17 protein-coding genes and 1 tRNA gene are annotated in these 20,591 nt (G+C 64.2%); 3 read left to right on the top strand and 15 right to left on the bottom strand.

Features of this window, described 5'->3' with window-relative positions; all coding sequences use genetic code 11:
* Nucleotides 1-51: 51 nt before the first annotated feature.
* Both ACN9M2_RS08685 and ACN9M2_RS08680 read right to left on the bottom strand, forming a co-directional pair.
* Entirely contained in the window at nucleotides 52-534 is a 483-nt protein-coding gene (locus ACN9M2_RS08685) for an antitoxin Xre-like helix-turn-helix domain-containing protein (protein WP_426287674.1), read from the bottom strand.
* An 82-nt stretch (nucleotides 535-616) separates the two neighbouring features.
* Entirely contained in the window at nucleotides 617-1,495 is an 879-nt protein-coding gene (locus ACN9M2_RS08680; RefSeq protein ID WP_426287673.1) for an AraC family transcriptional regulator, read from the bottom strand.
* Between the two features lie 136 nt (nucleotides 1,496-1,631).
* On the opposite strand from ACN9M2_RS08680, the gene ACN9M2_RS08675 reads away from it, so the two are divergent.
* The 3 genes from ACN9M2_RS08675 to ACN9M2_RS08665 all read left to right on the top strand — a co-directional run bounded on the left by ACN9M2_RS08675 (nucleotide 1,632) and on the right by ACN9M2_RS08665 (nucleotide 6,606).
* Nucleotides 1,632-3,110 (top strand): serine hydrolase, encoded by a 1,479-nt coding sequence (locus ACN9M2_RS08675; protein WP_426287672.1) that lies wholly within the window; start codon nucleotides 1,632-1,634, stop codon nucleotides 3,108-3,110.
* 84 nt (nucleotides 3,111-3,194) lie between these two features.
* Complete coding sequence (locus ACN9M2_RS08670) at nucleotides 3,195-5,042, top strand: glycoside hydrolase family 35 protein (RefSeq protein WP_426287671.1); 1,848 nt, start codon at nucleotides 3,195-3,197, stop codon at nucleotides 5,040-5,042.
* A gap of 79 nt (nucleotides 5,043-5,121) precedes the next feature.
* Nucleotides 5,122-6,606 (top strand): diguanylate cyclase, encoded by a 1,485-nt coding sequence (locus tag ACN9M2_RS08665; protein WP_426287670.1) that lies wholly within the window; start codon nucleotides 5,122-5,124, stop codon nucleotides 6,604-6,606.
* Between the two features lies 1 nt (nucleotide 6,607).
* On the opposite strand, the gene ACN9M2_RS08660 is transcribed toward ACN9M2_RS08665, so the two are convergent.
* From ACN9M2_RS08660 to ACN9M2_RS08600, 13 genes are all read right to left on the bottom strand, one after another.
* Nucleotides 6,608-7,069 (bottom strand): YccF domain-containing protein, encoded by a 462-nt coding sequence (locus ACN9M2_RS08660; protein ID WP_426287669.1) that lies wholly within the window; start codon nucleotides 7,067-7,069, stop codon nucleotides 6,608-6,610.
* Nucleotides 7,070-7,194: 125 nt separating this feature from the next.
* A tRNA-Met gene (locus ACN9M2_RS08655) sits at nucleotides 7,195-7,271 on the bottom strand.
* Nucleotides 7,272-7,590: 319 nt separating this feature from the next.
* Complete coding sequence (gene nuoN, locus ACN9M2_RS08650; RefSeq protein ID WP_426287668.1) at nucleotides 7,591-9,051, bottom strand: NADH-quinone oxidoreductase subunit NuoN; 1,461 nt, start codon at nucleotides 9,049-9,051, stop codon at nucleotides 7,591-7,593.
* 13 nt (nucleotides 9,052-9,064) lie between these two features.
* Nucleotides 9,065-10,576, bottom strand: coding sequence for an NADH-quinone oxidoreductase subunit M (locus tag ACN9M2_RS08645; RefSeq protein ID WP_371022985.1), 1,512 nt, complete (start codon nucleotides 10,574-10,576; stop codon nucleotides 9,065-9,067).
* Between the two features lie 14 nt (nucleotides 10,577-10,590).
* Nucleotides 10,591-12,642 carry an NADH-quinone oxidoreductase subunit L gene (gene nuoL / locus ACN9M2_RS08640; protein ID WP_426287667.1) on the bottom strand — a complete coding sequence of 684 codons (2,052 nt, stop codon included), beginning with the start codon at nucleotides 12,640-12,642 and terminating at the stop codon, nucleotides 10,591-10,593.
* Nucleotides 12,643-12,646: 4 nt separating this feature from the next.
* Nucleotides 12,647-12,952, bottom strand: coding sequence for an NADH-quinone oxidoreductase subunit NuoK (nuoK, locus tag ACN9M2_RS08635; protein WP_036112219.1), 306 nt, complete (start codon nucleotides 12,950-12,952; stop codon nucleotides 12,647-12,649).
* Nucleotides 12,949-13,602, bottom strand: coding sequence for an NADH-quinone oxidoreductase subunit J (locus ACN9M2_RS08630; RefSeq protein ID WP_426287666.1), 654 nt, complete (start codon nucleotides 13,600-13,602; stop codon nucleotides 12,949-12,951). Before ACN9M2_RS08630 ends, nuoK begins: the two co-directional genes overlap by 4 nt.
* Before the next feature lie 20 nt (nucleotides 13,603-13,622).
* Nucleotides 13,623-14,114 (bottom strand): NADH-quinone oxidoreductase subunit NuoI, encoded by a 492-nt coding sequence (gene nuoI / locus ACN9M2_RS08625; protein ID WP_306847390.1) that lies wholly within the window; start codon nucleotides 14,112-14,114, stop codon nucleotides 13,623-13,625.
* Nucleotides 14,115-14,119: 5 nt separating this feature from the next.
* Nucleotides 14,120-15,142, bottom strand: a complete 1,023-nt coding sequence (gene nuoH, locus ACN9M2_RS08620) for an NADH-quinone oxidoreductase subunit NuoH (RefSeq protein WP_371022988.1) — start codon at nucleotides 15,140-15,142, stop codon at nucleotides 14,120-14,122.
* A gap of 3 nt (nucleotides 15,143-15,145) precedes the next feature.
* A complete protein-coding gene (gene nuoG, locus ACN9M2_RS08615; protein WP_426287665.1) occupies nucleotides 15,146-17,458 on the bottom strand; it encodes an NADH-quinone oxidoreductase subunit NuoG in 2,313 nt (770 codons plus the stop codon).
* Nucleotides 17,455-18,798 (bottom strand): NADH-quinone oxidoreductase subunit NuoF, encoded by a 1,344-nt coding sequence (gene nuoF / locus ACN9M2_RS08610; RefSeq protein ID WP_426287664.1) that lies wholly within the window; start codon nucleotides 18,796-18,798, stop codon nucleotides 17,455-17,457. Before nuoF ends, nuoG begins: the two co-directional genes overlap by 4 nt.
* 10 nt (nucleotides 18,799-18,808) lie before the next feature.
* Nucleotides 18,809-19,336, bottom strand: a complete 528-nt coding sequence (nuoE, locus tag ACN9M2_RS08605) for an NADH-quinone oxidoreductase subunit NuoE (protein ID WP_426287663.1) — start codon at nucleotides 19,334-19,336, stop codon at nucleotides 18,809-18,811.
* Between the two features lie 21 nt (nucleotides 19,337-19,357).
* Complete coding sequence (locus ACN9M2_RS08600; protein WP_426287887.1) at nucleotides 19,358-20,587, bottom strand: NADH-quinone oxidoreductase subunit D; 1,230 nt, start codon at nucleotides 20,585-20,587, stop codon at nucleotides 19,358-19,360.
* Nucleotides 20,588-20,591 lie beyond the last annotated feature (4 nt).

Genomic DNA, 20,591 nt, shown 5'->3' with positions numbered 1-20,591 from the left:
AACGACCCGCGCCGCCGCGCGAAACAACCGCAAGTTATTGCGTGAAGGTCGTCAGGCAGCCGGCATGGCGAACTTGCCATTGCCGGTATAGCGCCCGACCCACAAGCGCGCGACCAGCTCACGCCCCTCGGTCACGTCGAGGTATTGGATCGGTGCCTGGTGATCCAGGTCCGGCGTGGGCGTGCGCAACCACATGCCGAGCTGCCGGGCGATGTCGACTTCCCGCACGGCCTGGCCACCGGCGGCCAGCGCCAGGAACGTATCCCCCAGAAGTTTCGCCGTCGCCACGATGGCTTCGGAGTCGTGCGGATCCAGGCGCTCACCCCCGGCCATCCGCCTTGCCATCGCCCGACGATCCAGGCCGAGGTACAGCACGAGGTGCTCGTCCGCGATACGCATGGCCCTGGCCAGGCGGTTCACCCATACCGGCGCGATGCCGCGGCGTACCCGGTCGATCCGTTCCATAGGCGCCGCACACGCCACGTCGAGGCAAAAAGCCTTCACCAGTTCCTCGCCCTCCCTGGTACCCATCATCGTCTTCTCCGTTGAACCCATGGGTCACACGGTGGCACACCGCGTGACAGGAATCGTGAGAATTCCGGACGAAGAACGAACGTCAGGCGCTCGCAGCGAGCGGAAGGAAGATATCGGTGATGGCCTCCTGCTCCGGCACATCGGGAAAGAAGGCCACCCGGCGCAGGAACAACGGTGCGTCGCGTGGCTCTTCGTCACTGCCCGACAACCATTCGCCGTAGAGGAAACGGATCGCATCGCCAAGCAGCGCGTCGGAACCTTCATGACGCAGGACGGCGCAACGGCCACCCTCGATACGTGCCGCGACCACGCCCGCATCGTTCGGGACGACGGTATCGCAAGTGGCACAGATGTCGAGGCGGAACGCATCCGGCGGGGTGGCGTCCGGATCGTCATGGAGGATGTTCCACGTCGCGCTCTTCGCGGGCGTCAAGCCGTGGGCGCGCCGCCAGTCGATGAACCGGCGAATGGATTCGCCGATGCGTTCCGGTGGCCCCCTGTGCGGCAGGCAGGCCACGGACGTGGCGGGAAAATCGATGATGCGTACGTCGTCCACGTGGTGTTCCGCTGGCATGTGAAACCTCCTTACTTCGTCGAGTTCGCGCCAGGCTTTCGCCCAGACGCTCCAGTCCGGCGCTTCACGGAACGCCGAAGGCGATTGCCCAAGCCTTTGCCGGAAGGCGCGCGAGAAGGCCTCGGGACTTTCGTAGCCGGCATCGAGTCCGACCTGCGTCAACGAAACCCCTGGCCGGAACGCGGCTTGCCATGCCGCCCGCTTGAAACGCGAGAGTTGCACGTAACGGTGCACGGTCATGCCGATCAGTGCGGCGAAGCGGCGATGAAAATGAAAGCGCGAGTACGCCGCCAGTTCCGCCAGCGTCTCCAGCGCGAGATCGCCGTCGAGACAGCTGTCGATATGGTCGAGGACCCGGCGGAAGCGCTGTTGCGATGCATCGTTCATGGGTAGAGGCTAACGTCCCGCGAGACCGCGCGCATGACGGATCTTGCGCACCGGCCATCGGCATGACCAATGGGACATTACGTGGACACACCGATCCGCCACAAATGGCCCTACCGCCATCGCCAAGGGAAGCCCCATGCCGCGCCTGCCGCTGCTCGCCTCGCTGTCCCTGCTCGTCTTCTGCGGAGCCGCCGACGCGCGGTCCACTCCACCGATCGATCCGGCGGCCATGGATCGTGCCTATGAACGGTTGGGCGAGGCCTTCGTCGACGCCGGAAAGACCGACGCCCTTTCCATCGCCGTCGTCGATCATGGCAAGGTGCGCTATTACAACTTCGGCACGCTGGTGCCGGGAAAGGCTGCTTCGCCTACGGAGAGGACGGTCTACGAGATCGGATCGATCACCAAGGTCTTCACCTCGCTCCTGCTGGCACAGGCCGTGATCCAGCGCCGCGCGAAGCCGGACGACGACCTGCGCCGCTACCTTCCAGGCCCCTACCCCAACCTGGTCTATCAGGGCACGCCGATCCGCCTCGTCGACCTCGCCGATACCACGTCGGCGCTTCCGGACAATCTCCCGGACATGGGCAAGCTCGCCGCCGGCGTACCCCCCGACCGCGTGCCGTTCGTCGCGACGGAAGCCCTGGCCAGGTACGAACGGACGCGGATGTTCGCGGACCTCGCAACCGCGCAGCTTTCCGCACGACCAGGCACGATGCCCAGGCATTCCAACCTCGCCTCGATCCTCCTGGCCGTGGCGGTGGAGAAAGCCCTCGGCGCCAGTTACGAGGTGCTGCTCGATCGCCATATCGAGAAGCCGTTCGGTATGGGCCAGGGCGTGGGCCATGCACGCGACGAAAGCCTGGCAGTCGGCTACGACGCGGAACACCGTGCCCTTCCGCCGCTCGACGCCCCCTACGTCGCCAGCGCGGGCGGCTTGCGCTACAGCACACAGGACATGGCGCGCTTCATCCTGGCCGAGTTGAACGGTGCCGACCCCGTCGTCGCCCTCAGCCAGCGCGTGGCCTGGGGCGATCCCGAAGGCGATGCCGTCGCATACAACTGGAAGGTGGACAAGACCATCGACGGCAAACGCCGCCTGCGTGCTTCCGGCGGTACCTTCGGTTTTTCGAGCTATGTGGAGATCTATCCCGACGCGGCTTACGGCGTGATCCTGCTGGCCAATCGTCCGGGAAGCACGCAAAGCGAACTGCAGGCGCTGGCGGAACAGGCACGCCTCGACATGCTCGGCAAGCCGCCAGCGCAGACCGCTCTGGAAAACGCCCTGGCAAAGTCTGACTTCCACGATTTCGCCGGTGCCGTCGCATCTGTCCGTCAGAAGCACCCGGAGCTGCACCTCAGCGAGGGCAAGGTGAACGACTGGGCCTACTCCCTGCTCAAGGCGAAAAAGACCGCGCAGGCGATCGGAGTATTCCGGTACAACGTGGACCGGTGGCCAAAGAGCTGGAACGCGTGGGACAGTCTCGCCGAAGGCTACGAGACGACAGGCGACTCCCCGAAGGCGATTGAGAACTACCAGCGCTCGCTCGCGCTCAATCCCGCCAACGCGCATGCACTGGAGCAGCTGAAGGTACTGAAGGGCGCCAAGCCTTGAAGGGTGTCGGAATGTGACCCGGTCCCTTGCCGCGGGAGCGACGTGCTGTGTAACGTCGGGCGATTCCCAAGATGGAGGCCATCCGTGAAGCGTCTGAGCCTGTTCCTCTCGACCTGCCTCGTCGCTTCGGCGGCCCTGTCCTCCTCCGCCCTGGCTGCCACGCCACCGCATTTCGCCATCGAAGGCGACCACTTCCTGCTCGACGGCAAACCCTACGTCATCCGCTCCGGTGAGATGCACTACCCGCGCATTCCGCACACGGAATGGCGCGACCGCCTGCGCAAGGCACGGGCCATGGGTCTCAACACCATCACCACCTACGCGTTCTGGAATGCCAGCGAGCCCGAGCCGGGCAAGTTCGATTTCAGCGGCGACAACGACATCGCGACCTTCGTCCGTACCGCACAGGAAGAAGGGCTCAACGTGATCGTGCGCCCCGGTCCGTTCGTATGCGCGGAATGGGAGTTCGGTGGTTTTCCCGCGTGGCTGCTGCGCACGCCGGGCCTGCGGGTGCGCTCCCTCGACCCGCGCTTCCTGCAGGCGAGCGCCGCCTGGTTCAAGCGTCTCGGACAGGAGCTGACTCCGCTGATGAGCACGCGCGGGGGGCCCATTCTCATGATGCAGGTAGAGAACGAATACGGTTACGTCGGTAACGATCGCGACTACATGGAAGCGATTCGCCAGCAGATGGTCGATGCCGGCTTCGACCTGCCTTTGTTCATGTCGAACGGCCCGGGACCCACCTGGATGTCGCGCGGTACGTTGCCCGGGATGCTGTCCGTCATCAATTTCACCGGCGACGCGGCGAAAACGGAACGCGCGTTCCATCGTTCGGAGCCCCTCATGCAGGGCATGCCCAAGATGGCCGGCGAGTACTGGAGTGGCTGGTACGACCGCTGGAGCGAGCCGCACAACACACGCACGGCCGGCGAGGTGGCGGGCGCCGTCGGCTGGATGCTCGATCGCGGCATCTCGTTCAACCTCTACATGGTCGATGGCGGCACGAACTTCGGCTGGACGAACGGCGCGAACAATGAGGACGGCAAGTACCTGCCCGTCACCACCAGCTACGACTACGATTCGCCGATCGACGAAGCCGGCCGGATCACGCCGAAATACCAGGCACTGCGCAAGGTCATCGCCGCCCACCTGCCCAAGGGCGAGTCGTTGCCCAAGGTACCCGCGTCGTCGCCGACCATCGCCATTCCTCGCTTCGAGTTGAGCGAATCGATATCCCTGCTCGACGCCCTGCCCGCGCTCTCGAAGGCACAAACGAGCCTGACGCCGCATGGCATGGAAACCTATGGCCAGGACTATGGCCTGATCCTCTATCGCAAGAAGCTCGACGCCGACGCCAAGGGCAAGCTCGACGTCAACGACGTGCACGACTACGCAACGGTCCTGGTCGACGGCCGTCCCACCGGCACGCTCGATCGGCGCAAGCAGGAACACGAACTGCCCGTGGACCTGAAAAGCGGCGACACCCTCGATCTGCTCGTCGAGAACATGGGCCGGATCAACATCGGCACCGGCATGGAAGAAGACTACAAGGGCATCACCTTGTCCGTGCAGGTCGCCGGGAACGACCTCACGAACTGGAGCGTGTATCCCCTGCCCCTCGACGATCTTTCGGGCCTCACCTTCAAGGTGGGCTCACCGTCGCAGGGACCGGCGTTCTGGCACGGCAGCTTCGACGTAAGCAGGGTCGCCGGCACGTTCCTCGACATGCGCGGCTGGAACAAGGGCAACGTCTGGGTGAACGGACATCACCTCGGACGATTCTGGAACATCGGCCCCCAGCAGACGCTTTACGTGCCGCCGTCATGGCTGCATGAAGGACGCAACGACATCGTCGTGCTCGAAATGCAGGGTGGTGGTACCCATGCCATCGGGGGACTGAAAGACCCCGTGTTCGGCAGCGCCGCAAAATAACCGGAATGACATAGCGGCCGTACTGCGAGCATGGCAAGATGAATCCCGCACGCACGGCTTTCGGGGGAGGAAGCGCGGCATGGGGACGACGAGGCGCTACCTTGGTTATGTGGTGACCTGCCTGGCGCTGCCCGTCGCGCAGGTCGTCGTCCCGCCACTCACCGGACGCGAACTGCCGGAGCTGGCCTACTACCTCATGCTGTTCGCATCGGGCGCTGCATGCCTGGCCGCACTCGCTTGCCTGCGTGTTCCCACCTATGAGCGTCGAACCATGGTTTGCCTGGCCCTGGGGCTGGCGTGCTGGTTCGTGGGGATGGCTTACGCCATCGCCCGCTCGGGAACCGAGGAGAACCTGATATCCACGTACGTACTGTTCGTCAGTTACGGCGTGCCCCTGCTCTATGCCGCCGTCTCGACCCGCGATGAACCCTCGATGCTCTCACGGCGAATCGTCGACGGTTCGCTGCTCATCCTGTTGGTCATCCTCTGCTATCTCGGTGTGCGTGACCTGCGCGACGCGAACGGCTTCCTCAAGAACGAGGACATGGTCTGGGTCGTCATCGCCTTCGACGTGGAAAACGTCTTCCTGTTCATTACCTTCGCCATTCGCAGCCTGACGGCAACGGAGGAGCGGGAGCATCGGTTCTTCAGGCTGACCGCGACCTTTCTGGGTTTCTATGCGATCGCCGCCGGCATCCACAACCACGATGAACTCCATCCCAACCTTTCCATCTTCCAGCAACTGGCGGACGTGTTGCCCACCGTGCCCTTCATGGCACTCATTTGCCTGCTGCATGCGCAGCGCCATCGCCGCTCCTTCGAACCGACACGACACCGCTGGGCGCGCCAGTTGTCGGTCAGTCTCGCTCCGGGCCTGCTGCTCGCGGCGATCTTCGCGCTGAGCCTCGGCATCAGCGAGACCCAGCGAACATTCGGCCGCGTCGTGCTTGCGCTGGCCATGCTTGCCTATGTCGTTCGCGTGACGCAGACCCAGTTCTGGTTCGCGCGTACGCGCGACATGTTGTCCGAAGCCCTCGCAGCAGTGGAACGCGTATCGTTGTTGGACGAACTGACCGGCATCCCCAATCGTCGCGCCTTCGACCAGGCCTTGGCCGAGCGCACGAAGGAATCCGCACGGGAGGGCAAGCCACTCAGTGCGTTGATGATCGACGTGGACCTGTTCAAGACCTTCAACGACACGCGTGGTCATCTGGCGGGGGATGTAGCGCTGCGCGCCGTGGCGCGCCTGCTCGCTGGTGCGCTACGGCGTCCAACGGATTTCATCGCCCGTTACGGTGGCGAGGAATTCGTCGTCCTGCTGCCAGGCGCCGACCGGCTCGGGGCACAGGTCGTCGCACGCCGAATGAATCGCGCCGTTTACGACGCCCAACTCGAACACGCGCATGGCATCGACAGCCGCGTCACGGTCAGCATCGGGGTAGCGACAGGGCTGCCGCCAGGTGTGCAGAACCTGGTACGCGAAGCGGACCAGGCCCTCTATGCCGCGAAGAGCTCCGGGCGTAACCGTTACGTCTCGGGTAACGAAGCCCTCGAACCTGGCTGACTCAGATCGCCCCGCGAGCCTTGAGTACCGCCGCTTCAGCACCCATCCTGCGCGAGGCTTCCGCCACTTCCTTGCTGACGATGGTCTTGCCGATCGGTGCGAGCGCGATGCCGGCCAGCTTGAGATGCTGGATGCCGAAAGGAATGCCGATGATCGTCACGAAGCAGGCGATCGCCGAGCACACATGGCCGATGGCCAGCCAGATGCCAGCGAAGACGAACCAGACGATATTGCCGATCGTACCGAGGCCGCTCGTGCCGATGTCCCCGCGTCCCGAGAGATCACGGCGGCTGATCGCCTCCCGTCCGAACGGCAGGAAGGCGAACTTGCCGATCACGAAGCAAGCGCGGCCCCACGGGATACCGACGATCGTCAGGAAACAGAGAAGCCCCGCCAACCACCACCCCAGGCCCATGACGACGCCGCCCATCACGAACCACAACACGTTTCCTATCGCTCTCATGCCTTGCTCCTTTGGTGACTTGTTGTGAAACGTAATCGCGAAAAGCCAGTGGGATAAGTGTCGGAATACCTAGACGAACCGCGCAAAAGAAAAGGCGCGAACCGGAGTTCGCGCCTTTGGAAAACTGGTAGCGGGGGTAGGATTCGAACCTACGACCTTCGGGTTATGAGCCCGACGAGCTGCCAGACTGCTCCACCCCGCATCAGAGTCAGCAAGTATATGGATGTGGCCGGATTCTTGCAAGCCCTTTTCTTACGTTCGTGTGAAAAAAGCGCCGTGTAGCGTCTTCGCCCGGGATCGGGAAGCTCTGACCGGAGCGAAGTTCCAGGTCCAGGAAAGCTCTGGTGGGAGCCGACCTTGTCGGCGATCCCGCGGCAGCGGGCCAGGTTGAGGCAAACACCCATCGCCGACAAGGTCGGCTCCCACGACAGCCTGCAAGGCAGCCTCTTTAATCCGGCTCTCGAAAACAAAAAGGGCGCCGGATCACCGGCGCCCTTCGATCGTTCCCCTGCCCCGCGGAATCAGCCCGCGAAGGCTCGCTGGCACCACGCCAGCAGCGGTGCCCAGGTGAAGCCGAGGACCAGCAGCGCGAGCGCGTTGATCGACAGGACCCAGCGGGCCGGTGCGTCGGCGGTGGCGCGGACGTCGGTGCCTTCGGCCGGCTGGTCGAAGTACATGACCTTCACCACGCGCAGGTAGTAGTACAGGCCGATGATCGCGAAGACCGCGCCGACCAGGGCGAGCCAGAGCATGCCCGCGTCGACGGCCGCCTTCAGCACCAGCAGCTTGCCGAAGAAACCGAACAACGGCGGCACGCCGGCCAGCGAGAACATCACCAGCAGCATCAGGAACGCGAACCACGGCGAACGCTGGTTGAGGCCGCGCAGGTCGTCGATCTCTTCGCACTCGAAGCCCGAGCGCGACAGCACGAGGATCATGCCGAAGGCCGCGGCACTGGTCAGTGCGTAGCTCACCGCATAGAACATCGAGGCCGAATAGCCTTCCGGACCGGCGTTCACCAGGCCGAGCAGCAGGTAGCCCATGTGCGAGATGGTCGAATAGGCCAGCAGGCGCTTGAGGTTGGTCTGCACGATGGCGACGAGGTTGCCGATCGCCAGCGAAAGCACCGCCAGCACGGCGAGCATCAGCTGCCACTGCGAGGCCAGGCCGGTCGCGCCACCGGCGGCATCGCCCATGCCAGTAGACAGCAAGCGGTAGGCCATGCCGAACGCCGCCAGCTTCTGCGCCGAACCGATGAACACGGTCACGGCCGTCGGCGAGCCCTGGTACACGTCCGGGATCCACATGTGGAACGGAGCGGCGCCCAGCTTGAAACCGATGCCGACGATCATGAAGACCAGGCCGAACAGCAGCAGGGTCTTCCACTCCGTGCCGACGATGGCCGCGTGGATCGTGTGCAGGTCGAGGCTGTGCGTGGCGCCGTAGACCATCGACATACCGTACAGCAGCATGCCCGAGGCCAGTGCGCCCAGGACGAAGTACTTGATCGCCGCTTCCGAGGAAAGCTGCGAATCGCGGTTCAACGCCACCAGCGCGTACGACGACAGCGTCAGCAGTTCGAGGCCGAGATAGACGGTGACCAGGCTACCGGCGGACACAAGGAACATGATGCCGACCGTGGCGAAGATCGTCAGCGTATAGAACTCGCCGAACGGAATCGCCCTTTCCTTCAGGTAGGGACGCGCGTAGACGAAGATCACCGCGGTGATCAGCAGCGAGAACAGCTTGAGGACTTCGGCCACGCCATCGCGGACGAACATGCCGCTGAATGCGGTGACCGGCGCCGCGGGCTGGCCGCTGACGACGAGGTAGGCACCGATCAGCAGGACCAGGATGGAAAGCCAATGGACTGTGCCCTTCTGGCCCGGCTTGAGGTACGCGTCCAGAAGGAGCAGCACGCAAGCCGCGACCACGAGGTAGACCTCGGGAAGCAGGATCAGGATGTCGTTGATACTCGGCATGGATAGTTCCCGCTCAGACTTTGGTGATGGCCAGTTGCTCGACGATACGAGCGACCGAGGCATCCATCAGGTGGACCAGCGGCTCCGGCCAGATGCCGAGGATCAGCACACCGGCGGCGAACGCGCTCAGCATGAAGATCTCGCGACCGTTGACGTCCGTCAGTTCCGCGACGTGCTTGTTCGTGACATCGCCCCAGAGCACGCGCTTGACCATCCACAGCGTGTACGCGGCGCCGATGATCAGGGTGAACGCGGCGAACAACGCGATCCAGGGGTTGGCGCTGAACGAAGCCAGGATGACCATGAACTCGCCGACGAAACCGCTGGTGCCCGGCAAACCGCTGTTGGCCATGGCGAACAGCACGTAGAACGGGGCGAAGATCGGCATCACGTTGATGACACCGCCGTAGTCCTTGATCTGGCGCGTGTGCATGCGGTCGTAGAGCACGCCGATGCAGCTGAACATCGCGCCGGAGATGAAGCCGTGCGAGATCATCTGCACCATCGCACCCTGCATGCCCAGGCGCGCGGCCTCGGGGTTGTTCGTCTCGCGAACCAGCAGGAAGGCGATGAAGATGCCCAGGGTGACGAAGCCCATGTGCGCGATGGACGAGTACGCCACCAGCTTCTTCATGTCCTGCTGGACCAGCGCCACGTAGCCGATGTAGCAGACCGCGATGAGGCTGAGCACGATGACCAGCCAGGCGAAGTGATGCGAGGCGTCCGGAGTGATCGGCAGGCTGAAACGGAGGAAACCGTAGCCGCCGATCTTCAGCATCACCGCCGCCAGCACCACCGAACCGCCGGTGGGCGCTTCCACGTGGGCATCCGGCAGCCAGGTGTGCACCGGCACCATCGGCACCTTGATCGCGAAGCCCAGCAGGAAGGCGAAGAACAGCCAGCTCTGCTCGGTCATGGTCAGGTGGACGTTGGCCATGTCGGCGATGGCGAAGCTGCCACCGGTCTTGTGATACAGGTAGATCAGGCCGATCAACATGAAGATCGAGCCGAAGAACGTGTAGATGAAGAACTTCAGCGTGGCGTAGACGCGGCGCGGACCGCCCCAGATACCGATGAGGACGAACATCGGGATCAGCATGGCCTCGAAGAACACGTAGAACAGCAACGCGTCCGTGGCGCAGAACACGCCGATCATCATGCCTTCGAGGATCAGCATCGCCGCCATGTACTGGTGCGGCTTGTTCTGGATGATCTCCCACGCACCCACGATCACGAGGATCTGGACGAAGGTGGTGAGGATGATCAGGGCGACGGAGATACCGTCGACCGCCAGCGAGTAGTTGATGCCCAGCGACGGGATCCAGCTCATCGATTCACCGAGCTGGAGGGTACCCGTGGAGGCGTCGTAGGCAGGCAGGAGGGCCAGGCTGGCGGCGAAGGTGGCAACCGCGACCAGCAGCGAGATCCAGCGGGCGAGGCCTGGGCGACCGGAGCCGGCCAACAGCACCGGGATGGCGCCGACGACCGGGAGCCAGATCAACAGGCTGAGCAAGTGATTCGACATAGAGCTCGTTTCCCTTATTGCCCGATCAGCCAGTACCCGCCGAGGAGCAGGATAAGACCGAGGATCATGGCGAACGCGTAGTGGAAGAGGAATCCGGATTGCAGGCGGCGGGTGCCGCTGGCGATGCGCTGCACGAGGCCGGCCGAGCCGTTCACGATGGCGCCGTCGATGATGGCGGCGTCGCCCACCTTCGACAGGCCTTCGCCCAGCTTCACGCCACCCTTCGCGAACACCGCGAAGTAGAGTTCATCGATCCAGTACTTGTGGTTGAGCAGCTCGTACACCGGCTTCAGCGCGCTCTTCGCCTTGTCGGCGACGGACGGGTTGAACAGGTAGACGTAGGTGGCGACGGCGAAACCCGCGAAGGCCAGCCAGAACGGCGCGGCGGTGAAGCCGTGGATCGCCATGGTCAACGCACCGTGGAATTCATGCGCGAGTTCGCCGAGGACGTTGTTCGCCTCGTTCACGTGGATGGCCTTGCCGAACCAGTCGCCGAACAGCATCGGGCCGACGGTGAAGAAGCCGATGAGGATCGAGGGGATGGCCAGCAGCACCAGTGGCACGGTGACGACCCATGGCGACTCATGCGGGGCATGCTCGAGCACGCCCGGCGTGTGATGGCCATGATCGTCGTCGTGGTGATCCGCGTGCGCATCATGACCATGACCATGACCATGCTTCTTGTGCTCGACCGTGAAGCGCTCCTTGCCATGGAAGGTCATGTAGAGCAGGCGGAAGCTGTACAGCGAGGTGACGAACACGCCGGCCAGCACACAGAAGTACGCGTAGCCCGCGCCCCAGCGATGCGACTCGCCGACGGCCTCGATGATGGCGTCCTTCGAATAGAAGCCGGAGAAGAACGGCGTGCCGGCCAGGGCCAGCGAGCCGATCCACATCGTGATCCAGGTGACCGGCATGTACTTGCGCAGGCCGCCCATGTAGCGCATGTCCTGCTCGTGGTGCATGCCGATGATGACCGAGCCGGCGCCGAGGAACAGCAGCGCCTTGAAGAAGGCGTGGGTCATCAGGTGGAACACGGCGCCGCTATACGCCGACACGCCCAGCGCGACGGTCATGTAGCCCAGCTGCGAGAGCGTCGAGTACGCGATCACCCGCTTGATGTCGTTCTGCACGATGCCGATCAGGCCGGTGAACAGGGCCGTGGTCGAACCGATCACTAGGATGAAGGACAGCGCGGCGTCGGTCAGCTCGAACAGCGGCGACATGCGGGCGACCATGAAGATGCCGGCGGTCACCATGGTGGCCGCATGGATCAGCGCCGAGATCGGCGTGGGGCCTTCCATCGAATCCGGCAGCCACACGTGCAGCGGCACCTGGGCCGACTTGCCCATGGCGCCGATGAACAGGAGGATGCCGATCACCGTGGCGGCGTCCCACGCGTGGTTCTGCGTGATCTGCAAGGTCTTGCCGACCAGCTCGGGAGCGTGGTCGAAGGCGGTCTGGTAATCCAGCGTGCCCATGAAGTACAGGATCGCCGAGATGCCGAGCAGGAAACCGAAGTCGCCCACGCGGTTGACCAGGAAGGCCTTGAGGTTGGCGAAGATCGCCGTCGGGCGCTTGTACCAGAAGCCGATCAGCAGATACGAGACCAGGCCCACCGCTTCCCAGCCGAAGAACAGCTGCATGAAGTTGTTGCTCATGACGAGCATCAACATCGAGAAGGTGAACAGGGAGATGTAGCTGAAGAAGCGCTGGTAGCCCGGATCGTCCGCCATGTAGCCGATGGTGTAGAGGTGCACCAGCAGCGAGACGAAGGTCACCACCACCATCATCATGGCGGTGAGGCGGTCGACCATGAAGCCCACGGAGGCGTGGTACTGGCCGATCTGGAACCAGGTGTAGATGTCCTGGTTGAAGTTCTGCGCGCCGCCCCAGACCAGCTGGTAGAGCACGTAGAACGACAGGCCGCAGGCGATCGCCACGCCGAGCAGCGTGGCGGTATGCGCCCCTGCCCGGCCGATCACCTTGCCGAACAGGCCGGCCAGGATCGAACCCACCAGCGGCGCGAGGGCGATCGTCAGCAGGATTGAAAGCGAGAGACTCATCGGATCAACCCTTCATGCTGTCGATTTCGGCGACATTGATCGTGCTGCGGTTACGGAACAGCAAGACCAGGATCGCCAGGCCGATGGCGGATTCCGCCGCGGCCACGGTGAGGATGAAGAACACGAACACCTGGCCGCCCACGTCGCCGAAGAAGCGCGAGAAGGCCACGAAGTTGGTGTTCACCGCCAGGAGCATCAACTCGATCGCCATGAGCAGCACGATCACGTTCTTGCGGTTGATGAACAGGCCGGCGACGGCGATACAGAAGAGGATCGCGCCGAGGACGATGTAATGGGAAAGCGTGATCACGGAGCGTTCTCCTGCGGCGGCACGACAACCGGGGCCGGGCTGACGGAAGCCATCTGTTCGCTGGCCACCTTGACCACGCGGACGCGATCGACGGCGTTGACGGCCACCTGCTGCGCGGCGGTCTGATGGCGTACACCGGCGCGCTGACGCAGGGTCAGTGCCACGGCGGCCACGATACCCACGGTGAGGATCAGTGCGGCGATCTCGAACGGCAGCAGGAACTCGGTGTACAGGGCCTGGCCCAGCCATGCGACGTTCGACTCACCCGCCGGATTGGGACCCAGCGTATGGGCGTGCATGGCCTTGACGCCGATCATCGCCAGCATTTCGACCAGCATGACCAGGGCCACGATGATGCCCACCGGCAGGTAGCGGATGAAGCCCTCGCGGACCTGCTCCTGCTTGATGTCGAGCATCATGACGACGAAGAGGAACAGCACCATCACCGCGCCGACGTAGACGACGACGAGGGCGATGGCCAGGAATTCCGCTTCGGCCAGCAGCCAGACGCAGGCCATGCTGAAGAAGGTCAGCACCAGCGAGAGCACGGCGTGAACCGAGTTCCTCACGGTGATGACCATCAGCGCGCCGATGACGGATACGGCCGCGAAGAGGTAGAAACAGATGAGTTGGAGCAGATCGTTATTCATCGCATAGGTCTCTTCGGCGCTCAGCGGTAAGCCGCGTCCTGAGCGCGGGCGGCAGCGATGTCCTGCTCGAAACGGTCACCGATGGCCAACAACTGGCCCTTGGTCACCACGTTCTCGCCACGATGCTCGAAGTGATACTCGTGCACGTGCGTCTCGACGATCGAATCCACCGGGCAGCTCTCTTCGCAGAAACCGCAGAAGATGCACTTGAACAGGTCGATGTCGTAGCGCGTGGTGCGGCGCTGGCCGTCTTCCGCACGCGGGGCCGAATCGATGGTGATCGCCAGCGCCGGGCACACCGCCTCGCACAGCTTGCACGCGATGCAGCGCTCTTCACCGTTGGCATAACGGCGCAAGGCGTGCAGGCCGCGGAAGCGGTTCGACTTGGGGATGTGCTCCATCGGGTAGCGCATCGTGTACTTCGGCTTGAACATGTAGCGCATGGTCAGCGCCATGCCCTGGAACAGCTCGATGAGCAGCAGGCTCTTGAAATAGTGGGTAACGCGGGTCATGGCTTTCAGGCTCCCGTGCCGATGTGGACCCAGCCGAAATACTTCATGCAGCCGGCGACAAGGACCCAGACGATGGTGATGGGGATGAAGACCTTCCAGCCGAGCCGCATGATCTGGTCGTAGCGGTAGCGCGGGAAGCTGGCGCGGAACCACAGGAACAGGAAGGCGAAGATGAAGGCCTTGATGAACAGCCAGTGGAAACCGCCGTGGCCGACCACGCCCCACGACTCGGGGAACGGCGAGAGCCAGCCGCCCATGAACAGGATCGAGGTGAGGAAGCTCACCAGGATCATGTTGGCGTATTCGGCCAGGAAGAAGATGGCGAAGGCGGAGCCGGAGTATTCGACGTGGAAGCCCGCGACGATTTCCGATTCGCCTTCCGCGACGTCGAACGGCGCGCGGTTGGTTTCAGCCACGCCCGAGACGAAGTAGATGACGAACACCGGAAGCAGCGGCAGCCAGTACCAGTCGAAGAAGTTACCCGACTGCCCGTTGACGATCGCCGTGAGGTTGAGGCTACCGGTCAGCACCAGCACGCAGACAATGGACATGCCCATCGCCAGTTCGTACGAGATGACCTGTGCCGCCGCACGCATGGCGCCGAGCATCGCGTAGCGCGAGTTCGACGACCAGCCGGCAAGGATGATGCCGTACACGCCCATCGAGGTCATCGCGAGCAGGTACAGCACACCGGCGTTGACGTTGGCGAGCACGGTCTCCGGACCGAACGGCACCACCGCCCAGGCGGCCAGCGCGGGCACGAGGGCCAGCATCGGTGCCAGGTAGTAGAGGAACTTGTTCGCGTTGGTCGGAAGGATCACTTCCTTGATAAGGAGCTTGACCACGTCCGCGAAAGCCTGCAGCAGGCCGAGGGGGCCGACCTTGTTCGGCCCCATGCGCACGTGCATCCAACCGATGACCTTGCGTTCCCAGTAGACGAACATCGCCACCGCGATAATCAGCGGCAGGACGATCGCCACGATGAACAGCACGGGCATCAACAGGTGGTCCCAGAGTTGCTGACCCATGGTTTATGCCTTGCTCAAAGTGATGGCCGCGCCGTACGGAGGCAGCATGGCGGTTTCGGAATGCGCGGCTTCGATCCAGGCGGCGCCGGCGGGCACCGCGGCATCGATCGCCACCGGCAGCACGGTATCGCCGATGCGGGCATTGCCGCCCTCGGCAAGGCCCAGCTTGCCGGCCTCATCCGCGTTGATGCGAATGGCGGCCGGGCGGTTCAGCGGATGCGCGTTCAGGGCACCCGCACGGCGCAGCACGGCGTCCACGCGGTAGATCGGCGTCGTGGCCAGGCGCGAGAAGGTCACGCCCGAGGCGCGCGGCGCGAGCTGGTGACGGACCTCGGAGGCACGCTCCGTGAGACCGTCGCGAAGGCCGGCCAGGTCGTCGAACTCGAAGCCCGGCAGGCCGAGTAGGCCGCCGAGGGCACGCAGCACCTTCCAACCCGGACGGGCGTCGCCCGGCGCCTTGGCACCGGCGAGCATGGTCTGGGTGTTGCCTTCCACGTTGACCAGGCTCGCGTCGATTTCAGGCGTGAGGCCGATCGGCAGGATGACGTCCGCCGAGTCCTTCAGCGCATCGCTGGCGTAGGCAGCGAAGGCCACCACGGTCTGCGCCGAATGCATCGCCTGCAAGGCGAGTGCGCCGTCGGCGAAATCGTGCGGCGGCTCGACGTTGTAGAGCACGTAGCCCTTGCGCGGCTGGGCCAGCATCGCGCGCGCGTCGAGCCCACCAGCGGTCGGCAACACGCCGACCGAAGACAGGCCGATCGCGTTGGCGGCGAGCGGGATCTCGTTGAACGCCGCACCTGCGGCCTGCGCGATGAAACGGGCGATCACGCGCAGCCAGGAAGCTTCCGGATGCGTCGCGGCGGCATGGCCGAGGATCACCACGGCTTCGCTGGACAGCGCCTTGAACGCGTCGCGGTGCGCATCGGTGGTCTCCACGCCATTCAGCGCCGGCGCGATCGCCTCCGGCACGCTGGCGCCACCTTCGCTGGCCGCCTTGGCCAGGACCAACAGTTCGTTCACCAGCGCGTGCGGCGCGGCGACGGACTCGCCGGCCAACGGGTAGTTGAAGTTGAAGTGGGCCGGATTGACCGCGTACACCTTGGCGCCCTTCTTCACCGCCTGGCGGATGCGGTGATTGAGCAGCGGCACTTCGTGGCGCAGGTCCGAACCGACCAGCAACGCGGCCTTCACCTTCTCGAACGACGCGATGGACGAGGCGAACGGCTTGGCGAAGGCGTTGTCGGCGAAGTCGAGCTGGCGCAGGCGGTGGTCGACGTGGGCACTGCCCAGGCCGCGGGCGAGGCGGACGAGCAGTTCGCCTTCCTCGTTCGAGGTGGCGCCGTGCACTAGCACGCCGAGGTCGGAACCGGCGACGCTCTTCAGCGACTCGCGGGCGACGGACAGCGCGTCGTCCCATGTCGTGGCCGACCACTGGCCGTTGCGCTTGACCATCGGCGACTTCACGCGATCCGCGGCGTAAAGGCCCTGGTGGCTGTAACGGTCACGGTCGGAGAGCCAGCACTCGTTGATCGTCTCGTTGTCGCGCGGCACGTTGCGCAGCACTTCGCCACGGCGGGTGTGCATCCACAGGTTCGAGCCCAGGGCGTCGTGGTAGCCGATGGACGGACGCGCGATCAGCTCCCAGGCGCGCGCCTGGAACTGGAACGGCTTGTTGGTCAGCGCGCCGACCGGGCAGACGTCGATGATGTTGCCCGACAGCTCGCTCTCGATCGTCTTGCCGATATAGGTACCGATCTCCAGGTTCTCGCCGCGGCTCATGCCGCCGAGTTCGTACGTGCCGGCGATCTCGCTGGTGAAGCGGACGCAGCGCGTGCACTGGATGCAGCGTGTCATCTCGGTGGCGATCAGCGGGCCGAGGTTCTCGTCGGCGACGGTGCGCTTGCGCTCGTTGAAGCGCGACACCGAACGGCCATAGCCGAGCGAGACGTCCTGCAGTTCGCACTCGCCGCCCTGGTCGCAGATGGGGCAGTCGAGCGGATGGTTGATCAGCAGGAACTCCATCACGTTGCGCTGCGACTTGAGCGCCTTGTCCGAACGCGTGAAGACCTTCATGCCCTCGCCCACCGGCGTGGCGCAGGCCGGCGCCGGCTTCGGCATCTTCTCGATTTCCACCAGGCACATGCGGCAGTTGGCGGCGATCGCGAGCTTGCGGTGATAGCAGAAGCGCGGGATGGGGATACCGACGGCATCGGCCGCCTGGATGATCATCGACCCCTTGGCTACCTGCACCGGAACGCCGTCGATCTCGATATTGACGAGATCCGGCGCGGCATTGGCTACGGGCTGCGCACTCATGCAGCGACTCCAGTGGTGACCGTGTCAGCCGGACCGTCGACGATCGAACGGCCATGCTCCACGTAGTATTCGAATTCGTGCCAGAAGTGGTACAGGAAGCCCTGCACCGGCCACGCGGCGGCTTCACCGAAGGCGCAGATGGTGTGGCCTTCGATCTGGCCGGCGACGGCCTTCAGGCGATGCAGGTCGTCCTGCGTGCCCTTGCCTTCGACGATGCGCGACAGCACGCGGTACATCCAGCCGGTGCCTTCGCGGCACGGCGTGCACTGGCCGCACGACTCGGCCTTGTAGAAGCGCGCGATGCGGTGGCAGGCGCGAACCATGCAGGTGGTCTCGTCCATCACGATCACGGCACCCGAACCCAGGCCCGACCCCGCCTTCTGCAGCGAGTCGTAGTCCATGGTGCATTCCATGATCTTCTCGGCCGGCAGCACCTTCATCGAGGAACCGCCGGGGATGCACGCCTTGAGCTTCTTGCCGCCGCGGATACCGCCGGCCATCTGCAGCAGTTCGGAGAACGGCGTGCCGAGCCTGATCTCGAAGTTGCCAGGGTTGGCCACATGGCCGGACACCGAGAAGATCTTCGGGCCGCCGTTGTTCGGCTTGCCGATGTTGAGGAACCACTCCGCGCCGTTGCGCAGGATCGCCGGCACCGAGGCGTAGGTCTCGGTGTTGTTGATCGTGGTCGGACGGCCATACAGGCCGAAACCGGCCGGGAACGGCGGCTTGAAGCGCGGCTGGCCCTTCTTGCCTTCCAGCGATTCCATCAGCGCGGTCTCTTCGCCGCAGATGTAGGCGCCGGCGCCGAGGGCGTTGTAGATGTCCACGTCGATGCCCGAGCCGGCGATGTCCTTGCCGAGCAGGCCCGCCGCGTAGGCTTCCTTCAATGCCTCTTCGATGTGTTCGAACGGCTCGTGATGGAACTCGCCACGCAGGTAGTTGTAGGCGACGGTGGAACCCGTGCAGTAGCAGGCGATGGCCAGGCCTTCGATGACGGCATGCGGGTTGAAGCGCAGGATGTCACGGTCCTTGCAGGTGCCCGGTTCGGATTCGTCCGAGTTGCACAGGATGTACTTCTGGCCCGGCGCCGTGCGCGGCATGAACGACCATTTCAGGCCCGTCGGGAAGCCGGCGCCGCCGCGACCGCGCAGCGCGCTCTTCTTGATCTCTTCGATCAGCGCGGCCGGATCGGGCTTCTCGGCCAGGATCTTGCGCCACGCCTTGTAACCGTCGACCTTCTCGTAGCTATCGAGGGCCCAGGGCTTTTCGAAATGCAGGGTCGTGTAGACGACCTGGTGTTCCTGCGGTGCGGGTCCGACCGGACCAGTGCTGCTAGCCATTGCCCTTACCTCACTTCAGACCGTCGAGAATGGCGTCGACCGATTCGGTCGTCAGCTTCTCGTGGTAGTGACCGTTGACGACCATCATCGGGGCGCCGGCGCATGCGGCCAGGCATTCCTCTTCCTGCTTGAGATAGATACGGCCGTCGGCCGTGCTCTCGCCGGTCTTGATGCCGAGCTTCTTCTCGCAATGGCGAACGAGGCCTTCGGCGCCGTTCAACCAGCAGGAGATGTTGGTGCAGATGGCGACGTTGTTGCGGCCGACGGGCGAGGTCTCGAACATCGAGTAGAAGCTCGCCACTTCGTAGGCCCAGATCGCCGGCAGGTCGAGGTACTTCGCGACCGCGGTGATCAGTTCGTCCGTGAGGTAACCCTGGTTCTGCTCCTGCGCGCCCATCAGCGACTGGATCAGCGCCGAACGCTTGCGGTCCGGCGGGAACTTCGACACCCAGTGATCGATATGGGCGCGGGTGTGATCGTTGAGCACGACGAGAGGATCGATGTCCTTCACCTGCTCGAAATGACCGGTGGCTTTCATGATTCAGTTCACTCCGTCGACTTAGCGGTCGACTTCGCCGAAGACGAGATCGTAGGTGCCGATCATCGCGACGACGTCGGCGAGCATGTGGCCCCTCACGATCGCGTCCATGGAAGACAGGTGCGCGAAGCCCGGCGCGCGCAGATGCACGCGGAAAGGTTTGTTCGCACCGTCGGACACGAGGTAGCAGCCGAATTCACCCTTGGGCGCCTCGACCGCGGCATAGGTCTCACCCGCCGGCACGCCATAGCCCTCGGTGAAGAGCTTGAAGTGATGGATGAGCGCTTCCATGTCGCTTTTCATTTCTTCGCGACTGGGCGGTGCGACCTTGTAGTTCTGCGTCATCACCGGGCCCGGGTTGGCTTTCAGCCATGCCACGCACTGCTTGATGATGTTGTTGGACTGGCGCATTTCCTCGACGCGGACCAGGTAGCGGTCGTAGCAATCGCCGTTGACACCCACCGGGATGTCGAAATCCATGTCGGCGTAGGCCGCATACGGTTGCTTCTTGCGCAGGTCCCAGGCGATACCCGAGCCACGCAGCATCGCGCCGGTCATGCCCCAGGCCTGGGCCTTCTCGGGCGGAATGACGCCGATGCCGACCGTGCGCTGCTTCCAGATGCGGTTATTGGTCAACAACGCTTCGTATTCGTCGACGCGGGCCGGGAAGTCGTTGGTGAACTCGGTGAGGTAGTCGAGCATCGAGCCTTCGCGCCAGGCGTTCAGGCGCTTGAGGTCGTTGCCCTTATGCCACGGCGACTCGCGGTACTTCGACATCTGCTCGGGCAGGTCGCGGTAGACGCCGCCGGGACGGTAGTACGTGGCGTGCATGCGCGCGCCCGAGACCGCCTCGTAGACGTCCATCAGTTCCTCGCGCTCGCGGAACGCGTAAAGGAACACGGCCATGGCGCCGAGATCGAGCGCGTTGGAACCGACCCACATCAGGTGGTTCAGGATGCGCGTGATCTCGTCGAACATCGTGCGGATGTACTGCGCGCGAATCGGTGCCTCGATGCCCAGCAGGCCTTCGATGGCGCGCACGTAGGCGTGCTCGTTGCACATCATCGACACGTAGTCGAGGCGATCCATGTAGCCGATCGACTGGTTGAACGGCTTGGATTCGGCCAGCTTCTCGGTGCCACGGTGCAGCAGGCCGATATGCGGATCGGCACGGACGATCGTCTCGCCGTCCATCTCCAGCACCAGGCGCAGCACGCCGTGCGCGGCCGGATGCTGCGGGCCGAAGTTCATCGTG

Origin of the sequence: Luteibacter sp. E-22, from assembly GCF_049913125.1 — a bacterium.
Taxonomy (GTDB): Bacteria; Pseudomonadota; Gammaproteobacteria; order Xanthomonadales; family Rhodanobacteraceae; genus Luteibacter.
This window is presented reverse-complemented; position numbering and strand designations above follow the sequence as displayed.